We start from the raw sequence: 15,587 nt of genomic DNA on the forward strand, positions 1-15,587 counted from the left end.
AAGGTAGTTTATGAAGGATGCGATTGTCATTTCCGGTACCGGGCTGTTTACCCCTCCGGAAGGAATAACCAATCAAGAACTGGTGGACAGCTTCAATCAGTATGTTGACCTGTTCAATACCGAGAACCGTGCCCAGATAGATCTTGGCCATGTGGCGGCGCTGAATTACTCATCGAGTGAGTTTATTGAGAAAGCGTCAGGCATCAAACACAGATTTGTGATGGTCAAAGAGGGGATCTTGGATCCTGAAGTCATGATGCCGTTGATCCCTGAACGTGCCAGCGACAGCCTGTCACTGCAGGCTGAAATGGGCTTGCATGCGGCCAAGCAAGCGCTTGATAACGCCGGCCTCAAGGCGGATGACATTGACTTGGTGATAGTCGCCTGTGCCTACACCCAGCGGGCCTATCCGGCGATGGCGATTGAAATTCAACAAGCCCTCGGCACCCGGGGTTATGGCTTTGACATGCAGGTTGCCTGTTCCTCGGCGACTTTTGCCCTGGTGACAGCGGCCAATGCCATTCGCAGTGGTAGCGCCGGGCGCGTGTTGGTCATCAATCCTGAGATATGTTCGGCTCAGGTCAATTATCGTGACCGCGACAGCCATTTTATTTTCGGTGATGTGGCAACGGCCTTGGTATTGGAGCCGGCCGCAACTTGCCGCGCCCAGCAAGCCTTTGAAATTTTGTCGAGCCGCTGCTTTACCCATTACTCGAACAATATCCGCAGCAACTTTGGTTTCCTTAACCGTTGTGATCCGGCCACTTCCGGCGAGGCAGACAAGTTGTTTCATCAACAGGGGCGCAAGGTCTTTAAAGAGCTGCTGCCCATGATATACCAGCATTTGGATGCGCAGCTCGAAGAAGCAGGTATCACGCCGGAGCAGTTCAAGCGTCTGTGGCTGCATCAGGCCAATATCAATATGAACCAGTTTGTGGTGAAAAAGCTCCTGGGTGAAACCCCTGAGCCTTTGAAGGCGCCCGTGGTGCTGGATCAATACGCCAACACGGCATCGGCCGGCTCGGTAATCGCTTTCCATAAATATCACCAGGACTTCAAACAGGGGGAGCTGGGCCTGTTGAGCTCCTTTGGTGCGGGTTACTCCATCGGCAGTTTAATTCTGCGTGCCTGTTAAGGCAGGTCTTTCCTCAACAATAAAAAATGCCTGCAACTGCAGGCATTTTTGTGTCTCAATTGGCCTTACGGCGCTTAATCTGGCGCTATGCCCGGATTGCGATAGGCTTCGCGATATTTGTCGACCCACATGGAGGTGGCACCGCAAATGGCAACCGGCATTACGATAAAGTTGACTATCGGGATCATGGAAAACAGGGTGACGGCGGCGCCGAAGCTCATACTGCTGCCCTTGGTATTTTTCAGGGCAAACTTCATCTCTTTGAACGCCACCTTGTGGTTATCGAAAGGATAGTCACAGTATTGGATGCTCATCATCCAGGCACTGAAGATAAACCAGACCACAGGGAAAACGGTTTGGCCAATCACCGGGATAAAAAACAGCAGCAAGATCAGTATGGCTCGCGGCAGGTAATACACCAGCTTTTGCCATTCACGGCCGAGGATCCGCGGCAGATCCTTGATTAAATCCAAGGTGCCGCCGGTATTGAGCGGCTTGCCGGTCAGTAGTTGCTCTACCTTTTCGGCCAGCAGGCCGTTAAATGGCGCTGCCAGCCAGTTCATCACAGAGCTGAAGATAAACGACAGCAGCACCAGCAGGGTGATAATCGCCAGTGGCCAGAGGATCACATTAAGCCAGCTGAGATAGTCCGGCAGTTGCCCTTCGAGCCAGGCAAACACATTCCCCAGTTGGCCTATGGCAAAATAGATGACGCCGGCAAACAACAGCAGGTTGATCATCAGCGGAATAAACACAAAGCTGCGCAAGCCCGGTTGTTTGATCAGGCTAAAGCCTTCGAGAAAATAGTTGACGCCGCTCTTGGCGGGTCTTGAAGATGCGGACATGTACCACTTACTCTCAATAAAAGAATACTTAGGCCGATTTTGAGCAACCAAGGCCACGAAAACAAGGGAAAAACGCAGCCAAGGGAATAAAAAACGTTACAAAATGCGGCCCGCTTTGCTAAAGTGACAGCGCTTATACAGCTTCTTGGGCCAGGACGGCGGCGTTTCAATCAGGCTATTGAATTTCTTTCAGGATTGGCCCGCAAAACAAAAACAATCGGCACTGACATCCAACGGCAAATATGAGACTCAAACAGATAAAACTCGCTGGCTTCAAGTCATTTGTCGATGCTACCAAAATCCCTTTTCTCAATCCGCTGACGGCCATAATCGGCCCCAATGGCTGTGGTAAATCCAATGTGATTGATGCCGTGCGCTGGGTGCTGGGTGAAAGCTCGGCCAAACACCTGCGCGGTGACTCCATGGCCGATGTTATCTTTAACGGCTCCAGTGCCCGTAAGCCTGTTTCTGTCGCCGGCGTTGAGCTGGTATTCGACAACGCCCTTGGGCGTATCGGCGGCCAGTATGCCAACTACGGTGAAATCTCCGTCAAGCGCCAGGTCTCCCGCGATGGCGAAGCCCTTTATTTTCTCAACGGTCAAAAATGTCGCCGCAAGGATATTACGGATATCTTTATGGGCACCGGCCTTGGGCCGCGCAGCTACGCCATCATAGGCCAGGGCACCATCTCCCGCTTGATCGAATGCAAACCACAGGAACTCAGGGTCTTTATCGAAGAGGCCGCAGGCATCTCCCGTTATAAAGAGCGGCGCAAGGACACGGAAAACCGTATTCGCCATACCCGTGAAAACCTTGAGCGCCTGGGGGATATTCGCTCCGAGCTGGGTAAGCAACTGGATAAGTTGACGATTCAGGCTCAGGCCGCCAAACGCTACCGGGAATACAAGCAAAGCGAGCGGCGCTTGCATGCCGAACTCTTGGTGATGCGTTTTTTGGAGCTCAATGATCAGGCCGAGGCGCAAAACAGCGAGATAGAAAGGCTGGAGACCGAGCTGGCCCAGCAACAGGCGCAGAAACAAGAGTTGGAGTTGAGCCTGACTCGGCAAAAGCTGGCTCAGGATGAACTCAGTGAAAAGGAGCAGCGCCAGGTTGCCGATTTTTATCACAACAACACTGAAATCGCCCGTATCGAGCAGCAGCTCAAGTATCTCAAAGAACGGGATAAACAGCAGGCATCTGAATTGGGTGCGCTGCAACAGCAAATCGCCACATTGAATGAACAGCTGACTCAGGCCAAGCAGCAGGAGCAAACCCTGGATGACAGTTTGCAGCAACATTTGCCGCGCCAGGAAGAGCTGGAAGAGCAGCAGTTTGAACTGAGCCAGCAGTATGAAGCGGCGCTCTCGCAAAGTGAAAGCCTTGCCGGCGAGTTGCAACAGGCGGTGACTGCGGTCAGAGATATCAAGCATCAACAGGAGCTGGCCGCTACCCGGGAGCAGCATCTTAAGCAGCAACATGCCCAGCGCAGCGAGCAGCTTGATAAGCTCAGTGCAAGATTGCAGCAACCTGAGGCCGATAACGGGGCAAACCCGGCTGAGCTTCAGCAGCAGGTCAGCTTGTGTGAGTCACAATTGGCGGCAGCTAAAACCGATATCGAACGGCATGGCGCAGAGTTGACCAAGGCCCAGGAGGCGCTGGAGCAAGCAAGACAAGCGGAGCAGCAGTTGGTGCAGCGCCGCTCGGGGCTAACTGGCCGCCTGGAGCTGATAAGTCAGTGGCTCGAAGGCGCCGCTCAAGCAACGCAAGCAACACAAACTGCCTTGACTCAGCTTTGGCAGGAAATTCAGGTTGAGGCCGGTTGGGAGCAAGTGGTTGAGGCCTGGCTTGGCCCCTTGATGCGCGCCGCTGTCTATCCTGACTCCAAACCATTTGATGGCAAGGGTTTTGCTCAGACTCGCCGCCAAAGTTGGGGGCCGGTCAGCGCCGGCGTCAACTTAAGCCCCTGGCTTAACAGGGTGCGCTGGGCCGAGTCGGCGCAGCAGGCATCCAACTTGCTCGAGCAGGGGCTGGCAGAGGGGGAACTGATCCTCTGCCGCGATGGCAACCTTTTTGCGCATGATGTAAAGCTGACACTTGCCGAGGATGGCCAGTCACTGGTGAAGCTTACCGCCGAGCTGGGCGCCATTCAGGCCGAGCTCGATAAGCTTGCAAGCGAGAGCCGGCACGCGCAGCAACAAACCACAGCGGCTCAGGATAGGTTCAACGAATTAAGGCAGGCTCAGCAGCTCAAGTCCGAGGCGCTACAGCAACAGCAACTGGCGTTGACCCGCGCTGTGATGGCTTGTGAGGCGGCCACCGAGCAGGCGGCACGCGAACTCAGACAAAGGCAACAGATAGAAGCGGAAATCGCCGAGTTGAAAGAGCGCCTCGAGCAGGAGCAGCTTGAGCTGGAGACGCTGATTGAGAGTCAGTTTGCTGCCGATGATACTCTGTATGAGCGCCAGCGGCAGGAGCGATTGCTGAGTGAGCGCCACAACGAGGCCAATCAGCAAAAAAACAGCCTTAAAGTCAGCCTGAGCGAACTCGAGCGCCAGTTAAAAACCTTGAACGGGACTCTGGCGGAGCAGAAAACCGCCTTGGCGTTGGCATCGCAGCGGCATAAACAGTTGACCGAGCAGTTGCAGCAGGCCGAGCATAAGCGCAGGGAATTGCTGGATAAACCGCAGCAAGATGCAGATACGGCCGAGCTGCAACCGCTGGAGCAACGCCTGGAAGGGTTGCTTGCGCTGCAGCACGGGATGCAGACGGAGCTTGAGCGCACCCGGGCCAAACTTGCCGAGCAGCAACAGCAGTTGGATAGTACAGCTTTAAAGCAAAAACAACAGCTTGGACAACTGGAGCACTTGACTCAGACAATCAGCACGTTAAAGTTACGTCGCGAGGGATTGAAAGGTCAGGCCGACAGCCAATTGGCGCAGCTCAGTGAGCAGCAGATCAAGCTGCATGAAGTGGCGGCAAACCTGCCGGATGAAGCAAAAATAGCGCCCTGGCAGGATGAACTGGAATCGGTTCGGCGTAAGATAAGTCGCCTCGGCGCCATTAACTTGGCGGCCATTGAAGAGTATGAGCAGCAAAAAGAACGTAAGGCTTATCTCGATGCCCAGGATGAAGATCTCAACAAGGCGCTGGCCAGTCTCGAAGAGGCGATCCGCAAGATAGACAGGGAAACCCGCAGTCGCTTCAAGGCGACTTTTGAGCAGGTCAATGCCGGACTGGGCGAGTTGTTTCCCAAGGTATTTGGTGGCGGCAGTGCCTATTTGGCACTGACAGACGATGATTTGCTCGATACCGGAGTGACCATCATGGCCCGGCCACCGGGCAAGAAGAACAGCACGATTCATCTACTTTCGGGTGGAGAAAAGGCTCTGACGGCTTTATCATTGGTGTTTGCGATTTTCAGGCTCAATCCGGCGCCTTTTTGTATGCTGGATGAGGTCGATGCACCCTTGGATGACGCCAACGTCGACAGATTCTGCCGCCTTTTGCAGGAGATGTCGGACAGCGTACAGTTTATCTATATCAGCCACAATAAACTCACCATGGAGATGGCTGATCAGTTGATAGGTGTCACTATGCATGAGCCGGGTGTCTCTCGCATAGTCGCAGTCGATATTGAAGAAGCGGTGGCTATGGCCGACGCCGGATAACCATAGGAAAACAGGTAACCAATGGAAAATTTGCAACTGGTATTGTTTGTGTTGGGTGCGATTGCCATCATCGCCGTGCTGGTTCACGGTTTCTGGTCTATCCGCAAACAACAGCCCAAGTCGCTGAAAGAAAATCCGCTGACAGGTTTCTACAAGGACCAGGCCCGGCGTGACAGCGAAGGTTTCGATGCCGATGGAATTGGTGAGGTGAGGGTGCGTAAAATTTCGCCGGACGAGAAGCCGCCCAAGCTCAAGAGCAGCAAGTTGCGTAAACCTGGTTTCCAGCCGCCTCAGCAGGATGAAGTTGAAGGCGAACAGTCGTTTTCCCTCTCAGGCGCCAAACCCGAGCCGAGAGTGAACAGCAAGCCACAACGGCAAGAGCCTGTGTTACATATCGATGATGAAGAAGATACTGCCGAAATGCAGATGGAGCTTGGGCTGGGTGCTGATAATCACAGCGACACTCAAACCACAGCCCAGGCCGGTCATCAGGTAAACAGCCAGCCAGAGCCACAACTTGCCACTGAACAACAGACCCGCGAGCAGGCCAAGGAAGAATCGCGCCACGATGAGTTGCCCGATCCCACAGATGTTTTGGTACTGCATGTGGTTGCCAAAGAGGGCGAGAGCCTCAGCGGTGCTGAGCTGCTGCCTTGCCTGTTGGCACTGAACTTCAAGTTTGGTGACATGAACATTTTCCATCGCCATGAAGACAACGCCGGCACAGGTCGGGTGCTGTTTTCCCTGGCCAACATGGTTAAGCCCGGGGTGTTTGACCCGGACAACATGGAGCAGTTCAACACTCAAGGGATAGTTCTGTTTATGACCTTGCCTTGTCACGGTGATCCGCTGATGAACTTTTCCATCATGCTCAATTCCGCCCATCAATTGGCGGATGATCTTGGTGCCGATCTGCTGGACGGCCAGCGTCAGCCATGGCATCAGGACACCAAACAAGCTTACCTGGGCCGTATTCGGGCTCAGGGCTGATATCCATCAGGGAGCCTGTGTGAGTCTCTCTATCCAAGGCCGCCTCTGCGGCCTTTGTTTTGTGCGGAATTTTTATGCAAGCCATTGAAAACGAAATTGATCAGCTGATAAGTACCATTAACGAGCACAACATTCGCTACTATGTGGATGACAACCCCAGCATTCCCGACGCTGAATATGACCGCCTGATGCAGCGGCTCAAGACGCTGGAGGCCGAGCACCCTGAACTGCAACGCAGCGACTCTCCAAGCCTCAGAGTCGGTGGTCTGGCGCTGGCCAAGTTTGAACAGGTGACTCACCTCAAACCTATGCTCAGTCTGGACAACGCCTTCAGTGAAGAAGACTTTGCCGCCTTCCATAAGCGGGTGACTGACAGAGTCGGCGAATTCAGTTATTGCTGCGAGCCCAAGCTCGATGGTCTGGCGGTCAGTATCCTCTATCGCGATGGCGTGCTGGAGCGTGCCGCCACCCGGGGCGATGGCGCGGTCGGTGAAGATATTACCGAAAACGTTCGTACCATTCGGGCCGTGCCGCTGAAACTCAGGGGCAATGATTATCCGCCGCTGTTGGAAGTGCGCGGTGAAGTATTCATGCCCAAGGCGGCCTTCGAGGCGCTCAACGAGCGTAACCGAGCCAAGGGAGACAAGCTGTTTGTCAATCCGCGTAATGCCGCCGCCGGCAGTTTGCGGCAGCTGGACTCCAAGATCACTGCCTCCCGGGCACTGGCGTTTTACGCTTATGCATTGGGTGTGGTTGAGCCGGAATCCTTCCCGCTGGCGGACACCCACCTTGGGCAGTTGCAGCAGCTTAAAACTTGGGGATTGCCGGTCAGCAGTGAGATCCGCCTTGCCAAGGACCTCAGCGAAGTGGATGACTACTACCGGGATATTATGGCGCGCCGCAGTGCTTTGGCCTATGAAATCGATGGTGTGGTATTCAAGGTCAACAGCATAGAAGCGCAGCAAACACTGGGATTTGTCTCCCGTGCACCGCGCTGGGCCATCGCCTACAAGTTTCCGGCCCAGGAAGAGATGACTCTGCTCGAAGGGGTCGACTTTCAGGTAGGCCGCACCGGCGCCGTGACACCGGTCGCCAGGCTCAAGCCTGTGTTTGTCGGTGGGGTGACAGTTTCCAACGCCACTTTGCACAACGCCGACGAAATCGCCCGCCTTGGGGTCAAAATTGGCGATACAGTGATCATTCGCCGCGCCGGTGATGTTATCCCGCAAGTGGTTGCCGTGGTGCCGGAAAAAAGACCTGAGGATGCCAAAGAGATCTGTTTCCCGGCGCAATGCCCGGTTTGTGGCTCTCAGGTGGAACGCCTCGAGGGCGAAGCCGTGGCCCGCTGCACCGGTGGCCTGTTCTGCGAAGCGCAGCGCAAGGAAGCCATCAAACACTTTGCCTCCCGCAAGGCGCTGGATATAGACGGCATGGGCGACAAGATAGTCGAGCAGCTGATCGATAAGGAGCTGGTACAGAGCCCGGCGGATCTGTTCTCACTCACGGCTTCGGCCCTGACTATGCTGGAGCGGATGGGGCTCAAGTCGGCCACCAATCTGGTGCAGGCCATAGAGGCGGCCAAACAAACAACCCTGGCCAAGTTTCTCTACGCTTTGGGGATCCGTGAGGTGGGTGAATCCACCGCCGCCAACCTGGCACGGCACTTCAAAGAGCTCGATGCCCTCAAGCAAGCGAGTGTCGAGCAGCTTATTGAAGTGGAAGATGTCGGTGCCATAGTGGCTCAGCATGTGGCGCACTTTTTTGCTCAGCCCCACAACCTTGAGGTGATAGATAAACTGCTGGCCGCCGGGGTGACCTGGCCTGCCATCGAAGCGCCGTCTGAAGACGAGCAACCGCTCAAGGGGCAGACCTGGGTATTGACCGGCACCCTGAGCCAGATGAGCCGCACTGACGCCAAGGCGCAGCTGGAGGCGCTCGGCGCCAAAGTGTCCGGCAGTGTTTCCAAGAAGACAGACTGCGTGGTGGCCGGCGAGGCCGCTGGCTCCAAATTGACCAAGGCCAATGAGCTGGGGATTAAGGTGTTGGATGAAGCCGGCCTGCTGGCGCTGCTGCAGCCCTGAGCTTTATTTCTCTGTTTAAGCCCCGCTAAGCTGCGCAACGTAGATCAGATAAGGATCGGTTGACCGAACCTCCTGATGAGAGACAATCGGAAACCTGTTTGTAGGTTTCCGATTTTTTATGTCTATTCAAAACTGCTTTGCCGACTTTGGTTATGACTTGGTGAGACGAGAAGCGAGCCAAGCGGCAGTAGAGCATGGTCGAATGCCCAATGAAATCAGCTTTAAGTACGCTTGTCAGTTCATCGCAAGTCAGCTCAAAGTCATGAGCAAAGCGGTGTCACCAGGTAATACGCCGAAGCGTCTAAACAGTCTGCGAGGAGACTTGTCCATCCTTTTTATAGACAAACGCCCTAAGCCAAATCGGCCTAGGGCGGTAAAAATATCAAAGACCCGATATCCTGTTAATCACAAGGCAGCTCCGCTTAAGTGAACTACGTTGTGCCAAGCTGCAGGGCTTTTTTATGTTCACTTAGCATCAACTGACCCGAGTTGATAAGGACTCTTAACATTTCAGACTCAAAAAGCCAAACAGTCTGTTCAGGCCCCCTTATTTAGCTTATTTGTCTTACACAACTTGAATTGCGCCGCCGCAGGACCCACCTCATTGTTTTGGAAGATGCTTCGGACTCAAGGCCTGTAGGTTCATCTGCCTAAAAGCCGGAGTCAGTCACAAGCGTGAGCGCTTTCGGTTACTTTTTTATGATGGCTGCGCCAGGGTCTGTCTGGGTGAGTCACAATGATGGAATTCTGCCCTTGCTTAAATTTGAACATGTACGCTGGCTCGACAATAACGGTCATATCAAGCCGCCGTTACTGCTTTACATCATAGTGCTGTTTCTGGCCCGCGGCTGGTGTGTGTTTGCAGCGTCCCTGACCCAGGCCAGCGACAGGGCTGCTCTGGTGCGGCTGTTTTATCCGGAAAAGAGCGACTTCCTATTGGCTCTGGCCGCCGGCGTCGGCGCCTTGCTGGTCTATGGTTTGATCGTGGCGGAACGTAAACGGGTATTTGAGGTGGTGATCCCACTATTTCGGCAAATTCGTTGGTGGTTGGCGCTGTTGCTGGGGATAGACGGCATGCTGCTTATTCAACGTCTTGGTCACAGCGACTGGCTGTTCAGTTGGAATTTGGCGCTGGATGCCTTGCTGCTGTTCTGGTCTTTGCTGTACCTCGCCAAGTCGGCTCATTTGCGCCACTATTTGAACGACTGGCAAAAACAAGACAAGTTGGAGTGACATACAAGGCAAGGTTGGCAGTTTTTTGCTATATAAAACAGAGACCCCTTGGCATATTTCGGCTTAAAGAGTTATCAATTGCAACTATTTTGGATGAAATATGAACAGAAAAGGGCTTCAGCGGCCGTTTAGGAACTAAAACACTGTCAAATATGCTGTTTTTGTCATAAATTTGGCGCTGAAGTCTTACGCTTGGTTTTCAATGGTCTATAGTTAAGACTCTTGGGTATTGGTTTTTAAAACCTTGTTTATCAAGTTGTTCTCTGGAGAAACTTTGAGTGGCCAAAGCTGAAAGGATCCATCTCCCGCTGTCACGCCTGCAAACCGGCATTACAGTCAAGTTGCCTCTGTCCTGGACAGATCATCCCTTTTTGTTCAATCGTATAGAAATCAAAGATGCCAGCCAGATAGAGATGATCCGTAATCTCGGGGTGCCCTATGTCATCTTGCTCTCCGACGAGGAGCTGCTCAATGATGTGATTGAAGAGGAAGACGAGGCGCAGCAGGCAACAGAGCAAACAAAGGACAATAAACCGGATCCCAAAGCCTCTGCCCGCAAGGCGATACGCAAGAGCCAGGGGCGTTTTTTGAATGCCATTAATGACAGTCGTACCGTGGTCAGTAAGTTGGTGTCCGATCCCGAAGGCGCCGTTCGTGAAGCCTCAGCTCTGGTAGAGCTGATGCTGGAGCATCTGTTAGAATCCGATAATCCCAAGTTGGCCTTGGTGTCCAGTGGTGAAGGCGCTCCCAGCGTGACTCAGCACGGGATATCGGTGGCGGTACTGGCCTTGATGATCGGTCATTCGCTTGAGTTGTCCAAGGACAAGCTGAGGGACATCGCTCTGGGGGCACTGCTGCACGATATAGGCAAACTCAAGGTGCCCGATGCCATCAGGCGCAAGCGCGGCCCCTTGAGCCCCCATGAAAGCAATTTTCTCTCCATGCATCCCAATTTTGGCTATGACATGCTCAAGCGCAGTGGCCTGTTCGGCAATGAGGTACTGCATATAGTGATGCATCACCATGAGTTTATCGATGGCTCAGGCTACCCCGATGGGCTCAAGCTGGCCAAGCTGCCCCTGACCACTCAGATAGTGGCACTGGCCAATGACTATGACAGCCAATTGGCGCGTCAGGAGATGGTGTCACCGCAAATTGCCCTGGGTTATCTGTTTAAAAATCGGGTCGGCCAACATCAGGAGCAGTTGATTTCGGCGCTGGTCAAGGTGCTGGGTATATATCCGCCTGGCACCCTGGTGAGTCTGTCTGACAACAGTGTCGGCAAGGTGATGATGACGACCGCAGAGGTGCGACAACCCCAGGTCTGGGCCTGTAAACGCGATGGCAGCGAGCCTAAGTTGCGCTTTCTGATGGATGAGGAGGTCAGCGTGGAGGCCGTGCTCAAGTCTGATGAACTGACCGAAGGCGCCTCAAAAACCCTGCAAACCGGTGCCAGCATCAGTTTTTATTTTAGCGCCCTGGAATAGTTTGCAACCCGCTTTCTCTTGCCGTGAGCGGCCAAAGTTTGGCCACTCATAGGCCCACCTCTGGTTTTTATTGTTATTTGTCTTATGCTTGAGCTCGGTTTACAACGGAGTAGGGCGATGAAACATATTGCGGTTTGGGGCTGCGGCTGGTTTGGTTTGCCACTGGCGAAGGAACTGCAGACCAGAGGCGTTAAGGTTTGCGGCAGTAAGCGTACCGAGGAGGGCGCGGATCTGTTGAGAAAAGAGGGGATGGATGCCGTAACCCTCAATCTTGCTGAGCCTGCACCTTTACCTTCGTTACCGGATGGCTGTGATGCCTTGGTGCTCAATATCCCCCCCGGCCTCAGGCGTGGCGCCAATGATTATCTGTCCTCTCTCGAGCGTTTATTGCCTGTGATTGCAGCAAGTTCCATCAAACGTCTGTTGTTTATAAGTAGTTCAGGGGTTTACCCACAGTCTCAGGGCGTGGTCACAGAGGCGACATCTGTTGATGCTCCGGCGGACAGCTATTCCGGCACCTTGGCGATGGCTGAGCAGAAGATACTGGCGCTTGCCAACGAAGGTCTCAAAGTCACTGTCATCCGATTTGCTGGCTTGGTTGGACCTGGCCGTCACCCCGGGCGCTTCCTGGCCGGCAAGAAAGGGCTGCCCGGAGCAAACGCCGTGGTGAATCTGGTGCATCTCGATGATTGCATAAATGCCTGCCTGCAGTTATTGACCGCCGCTAACCCAGGGGCCATCTATAACCTTTGTGCGCCGTGTCATCCAACCAGGCAAGAATTCTATCCGCTTGCCGCCAAGGCGCTTGGCCTGGCATCGCCTGAGTTTGCAACAGAGAGTGAAACCGGTAAGTGGGTGGATGGTTCTCTCATCTGCCGCGAGCTTGACTTTGAATACAGTTACCCCGAGGCTGATAGCCTTATTGCCGCTTGCCAATAAAAAGCGTGACTAAAAACAGAACAAGAGGAAACCCTATGTCTTTTTTATCCAGAATGGTGAGAGCCTTGCCGCTGATACTCTTGGCCTTCGGCAGTTTCAGTGCCAGTGCGGCCGATTTTCAGGAAGGGCGCGATTATGTCAAGGTGCCAGGGATCCCGGAAGCCAAGAGTGGCATAGTCAGAGAGTTTTTCTCCTATAACTGCCCCCATTGCTATCACAAGGATCCCTTGATGCAGCAAACTGCTGCCCTGCTGAAGGGGAAACTGGATTTTGAACGAACCCCGGTCGGTGCCGGGCGTCCCTCCTGGATCCTCAGTCAGGAAGCCTATTATCTGGCGCAAAAATTCAGGATAACCGATCAGGTGCACGGCAATATTTTCAACAGGATCCATGAGAAACATCAGGCTTTTGATCGGCCGCAGCAGTTGAAGGATTTCTTCTTGGCGCAGGGGGTCAATGAGCAAGAGCTTAACCAAACCTTGGGCTCGGCCGACAGCAAGCTGGCGTTGGCCAATTATGATACCCAGACTCAGCTCTCAGGGATCCGTGGTGTGCCTTCACTCTTGGTCAATGGCAAGTATTTGATCACCTCCCAAAGCTCAGATCCCAAGGAGCTGGCAGCGCTTGTCCTCTATTTGAACCAGGAAGCGCCATAGCGACCACTTTGCAAATGCAGTCAAGAAAATGCAATCAAGAGGCCGAATGGCCTCTTTTTTTTACGCTTTTTGGCATTAATCTGCCGAACAAATTCAGACAAGAGCCTGAATGGTCATAAGAGTTTATTCCACCTCGGTTCGATAAAAGCGTTTATGGCAGCTTTGGGTTCTTGTTCGACCCTTCCCATGGCGGAGAAGGGCCGCTTCCTGATGCAAACCATCCTGAAAATCACTTCGACATTGGTCTAATAATAAGCGCCAATTAAACGAGCGTTTTATTGGCGTATTTTGTTTTAACCAGCTGATAAATATTGGATTTTTACAATTGTTATTAATGTGTAAATTTGGGGTTAGACTAAGGTCTTGATTGTGGCACTCCCGGCGGTTGCTAGATTAACTGTGACTTAATAATTATTACCACAGGGGAGTCGCTATGGGTTTTGAAAACAATGACAAGGCAAAGGGGTACTGGCGCGAAAACTTGCGCTTGGTACTGGCACTACTGGCCATCTGGTTCGTGGTTTCCTACGGTTGTGGGATTTTGCTGGTGGATGTTCTCAATGAAATTCATTTTATGGGATTCAAGCTTGGCTTCTGGTTTGCCCAGCAAGGTTCCATGTATGTATTCGTAGTGCTGATTTTCGTATATGCGGCCAAAGCGAATGCCTTAGATAAAAAATATAACGTACACGAAGACTAAGGAGCGGGCCGTATGGATGTTCAAGCATTAACGTTTTTGATTGTGGGGCTCTCGTTTGCCCTTTATATAGGGATTGCCATCTGGTCAAGAGCCGGCTCTACCAAAGATTTCTATGTTGCCGGTGGCGGGGTTCACCCAGTGATGAACGGTATGGCGACGGCCGCAGACTGGATGTCGGCCGCTTCCTTTATCTCGCTGGCGGGGATTGTCTCTTTCGTCGGATACGATGGCAGTGTGTACTTGATGGGCTGGACCGGCGGCTATGTGTTGCTGGCTTTGTGCATGGCGCCTTATCTTCGTAAGTTCGGCAAGTTCACTGTGCCTGACTTTATTGGTGAGCGTTATTACTCCCAGGCGGCCCGAGTGGTGGCTGTGATTTGCGCCATCTTTATCTGCTTTACCTATATTGCCGGGCAGATGCGCGGTGTTGGGGTGGTGTTCTCCCGCTTCCTGGAAGTGGATGTCGATACCGGGGTGTATATAGGTATGGCGGTAGTGTTCTTCTACGCCGTACTCGGTGGCATGAAGGGGATCACTTACACTCAGGTGGCCCAATATTGCGTACTTATTTTCGCCTTTATGGTTCCGGCCATCTTTATCTCTGTGATGATGACAGGCCATATCATTCCACAAATCGGTTTTGGCGCTGAACTGATAGACGCCGCCGGGAATAATACCGGGGTGTATCTGCTGCAAAAACTCGACGGCCTGCAAACCCAGCTGGGTTTCACTGAATACACAGAAGGCGCCAAGAGCACCATAGATGTATTCGCCATCACTGCTGCGCTTATGGTAGGTACTGCCGGTTTGCCACACGTTATTGTGCGTTTCTTTACCGTACCTAAGGTGAAAGATGCCCGTATCAGTGCCGGTTGGGCGCTGGTGTTTATTGCCATTATGTACACCACTGTGCCTGCCTTGGCGGCGTTCTCCCGGGTGAACATGATAGAAACCATCAATGGTCCTGAATCGACAGGTGTTGCCTATGAGTCGGCGCCGCAGTGGATCAAAAACTGGGAAACCACCGGGCTTATCAAGTGGAATGATAAAAATGGCGACGGCAAGATGTACTACGCCAAGGGTAATCTCACCGACGACAGCAGCAATGAGATGAATATCGACCGCGATATCATGGTGCTGGCGACCCCTGAAATCGCCGATCTTCCGGCTTGGGTGATTGCTCTGGTTGCAGCCGGTGGTCTGGCGGCGGCGCTGTCGACTTCTGCGGGCTTGCTGCTGGTTATCTCAACCTCGGTATCCCATGACTTGTTGAAGAAAAACTTTATGCCGGACATCTCAGACAAGAAGGAGTTGTTCTATGCCCGAACCGCGGCGGCTGTTGGTATAGTGATTGCCGGTTACTTCGGGATTAATCCGCCAGGGTTTGTGGCGGCAGTGGTGGCCTTTGCCTTTGGCTTGGCGGCATCGTCACTGTTCCCGGCAATCGTGATGGGTATTTTCTCCAAGTCGATGAACAAGGAAGGAGCCATAGCCGGTATGGTGGTGGGGCTTGGCTTTACCGCGGCTTATATCATCTACTTCAAGTTCATTAATCCTGCCGATAACAGCGCTGAAAACTGGCTGTTTGGTATTTCGCCTGAAGGAATAGGCATGATTGGCATGATACTCAACTTTGTTGTGGCGATTATTGTTGCCAAGATGACAGCCGCTGTTCCGGAGCATGTACAGGAAATGGTTGAATCCATCCGTTTCCCCAAAGGTGCAGGCACGGCGCAGGAACACTGATAGTCTGATGCTGCATAAATGGAAGATCCCCCGCTTGGCCGGGGGATTTTTTTATCAGTGCAGTTTGGGTTGGATACTCAACTTTCTATTTTTCTTTGGTTTGGGCT

At 53.1% G+C, this 15,587-nt stretch carries 11 protein-coding genes and 1 pseudogene; 11 read left to right on the plus strand and 1 reads right to left on the minus strand.

The genetic code is table 11. The annotated features are described in order from the left end of the window. Window positions 1–10: 10 nt before the first annotated feature. Window positions 11–1,135 (plus strand): beta-ketoacyl-ACP synthase III, encoded by a 1,125-nt coding sequence (locus ON072_RS02550; RefSeq protein ID WP_101058192.1) that lies wholly within the window; start codon window positions 11–13, stop codon window positions 1,133–1,135. Window positions 1,136–1,209: 74 nt separating this feature from the next. On the opposite strand, the gene cysZ is transcribed toward ON072_RS02550, so the two are convergent. Beyond that, window positions 1,210–1,980 carry a sulfate transporter CysZ gene (cysZ, locus tag ON072_RS02555; protein WP_274625941.1) on the minus strand — a complete coding sequence of 257 codons (771 nt, stop codon included), beginning with the start codon at window positions 1,978–1,980 and terminating at the stop codon, window positions 1,210–1,212. A gap of 242 nt (window positions 1,981–2,222) precedes the next feature. Between cysZ and ON072_RS02560 the strand changes: the two genes are divergently transcribed. The 10 genes and pseudogenes from ON072_RS02560 (at window position 2,223) to ON072_RS02605 (ending at window position 15,480) form a co-directional block, all read left to right on the plus strand. Continuing rightward, window positions 2,223–5,648: a chromosome segregation protein SMC gene (locus ON072_RS02560; RefSeq protein ID WP_261752452.1), complete on the plus strand. Its 3,426-nt coding sequence runs from the start codon at window positions 2,223–2,225 to the stop codon at window positions 5,646–5,648. 21 nt (window positions 5,649–5,669) lie between these two features. Next, on the plus strand, window positions 5,670–6,638 hold the full coding sequence (zipA, locus tag ON072_RS02565; RefSeq protein WP_096141646.1) for a cell division protein ZipA: 969 nt from the start codon (window positions 5,670–5,672) through the stop codon (window positions 6,636–6,638). Between the two features lie 74 nt (window positions 6,639–6,712). Next, window positions 6,713–8,719 (plus strand): NAD-dependent DNA ligase LigA, encoded by a 2,007-nt coding sequence (gene ligA / locus ON072_RS02570; RefSeq protein WP_190535627.1) that lies wholly within the window; start codon window positions 6,713–6,715, stop codon window positions 8,717–8,719. Window positions 8,720–8,867: 148 nt separating this feature from the next. After that, window positions 8,868–9,149 (plus strand): annotated as a pseudogene (locus tag ON072_RS02575) (IS4 family transposase); the annotation flags it as partial. A 296-nt stretch (window positions 9,150–9,445) separates the two neighbouring features. Continuing rightward, the gene (locus tag ON072_RS02580) at window positions 9,446–9,952 is read left to right on the plus strand and encodes a DUF2919 domain-containing protein (protein WP_223828941.1); all 507 of its coding nucleotides are present in this window, start codon (window positions 9,446–9,448) and stop codon (window positions 9,950–9,952) included. A gap of 278 nt (window positions 9,953–10,230) precedes the next feature. Beyond that, window positions 10,231–11,439 carry an HD-GYP domain-containing protein gene (locus ON072_RS02585; protein ID WP_028779362.1) on the plus strand — a complete coding sequence of 403 codons (1,209 nt, stop codon included), beginning with the start codon at window positions 10,231–10,233 and terminating at the stop codon, window positions 11,437–11,439. Between the two features lie 117 nt (window positions 11,440–11,556). After that, window positions 11,557–12,378: an SDR family oxidoreductase gene (locus ON072_RS02590; RefSeq protein ID WP_025888352.1), complete on the plus strand. Its 822-nt coding sequence runs from the start codon at window positions 11,557–11,559 to the stop codon at window positions 12,376–12,378. 35 nt (window positions 12,379–12,413) lie between these two features. Then, the gene (locus ON072_RS02595) at window positions 12,414–13,034 is read left to right on the plus strand and encodes a thiol:disulfide interchange protein DsbA/DsbL (protein WP_025888354.1); all 621 of its coding nucleotides are present in this window, start codon (window positions 12,414–12,416) and stop codon (window positions 13,032–13,034) included. Between the two features lie 433 nt (window positions 13,035–13,467). Continuing rightward, window positions 13,468–13,734: a DUF4212 domain-containing protein gene (locus ON072_RS02600; protein ID WP_025009490.1), complete on the plus strand. Its 267-nt coding sequence runs from the start codon at window positions 13,468–13,470 to the stop codon at window positions 13,732–13,734. 12 nt (window positions 13,735–13,746) lie between these two features. Then, window positions 13,747–15,480: a sodium:solute symporter family protein gene (locus ON072_RS02605; RefSeq protein ID WP_025009491.1), complete on the plus strand. Its 1,734-nt coding sequence runs from the start codon at window positions 13,747–13,749 to the stop codon at window positions 15,478–15,480. Window positions 15,481–15,587 lie beyond the last annotated feature (107 nt).

Source organism: Shewanella sp. K8 (assembly GCF_028823715.1).
Taxonomy (GTDB): domain Bacteria; phylum Pseudomonadota; class Gammaproteobacteria; order Enterobacterales; family Shewanellaceae; genus Shewanella; species Shewanella algae.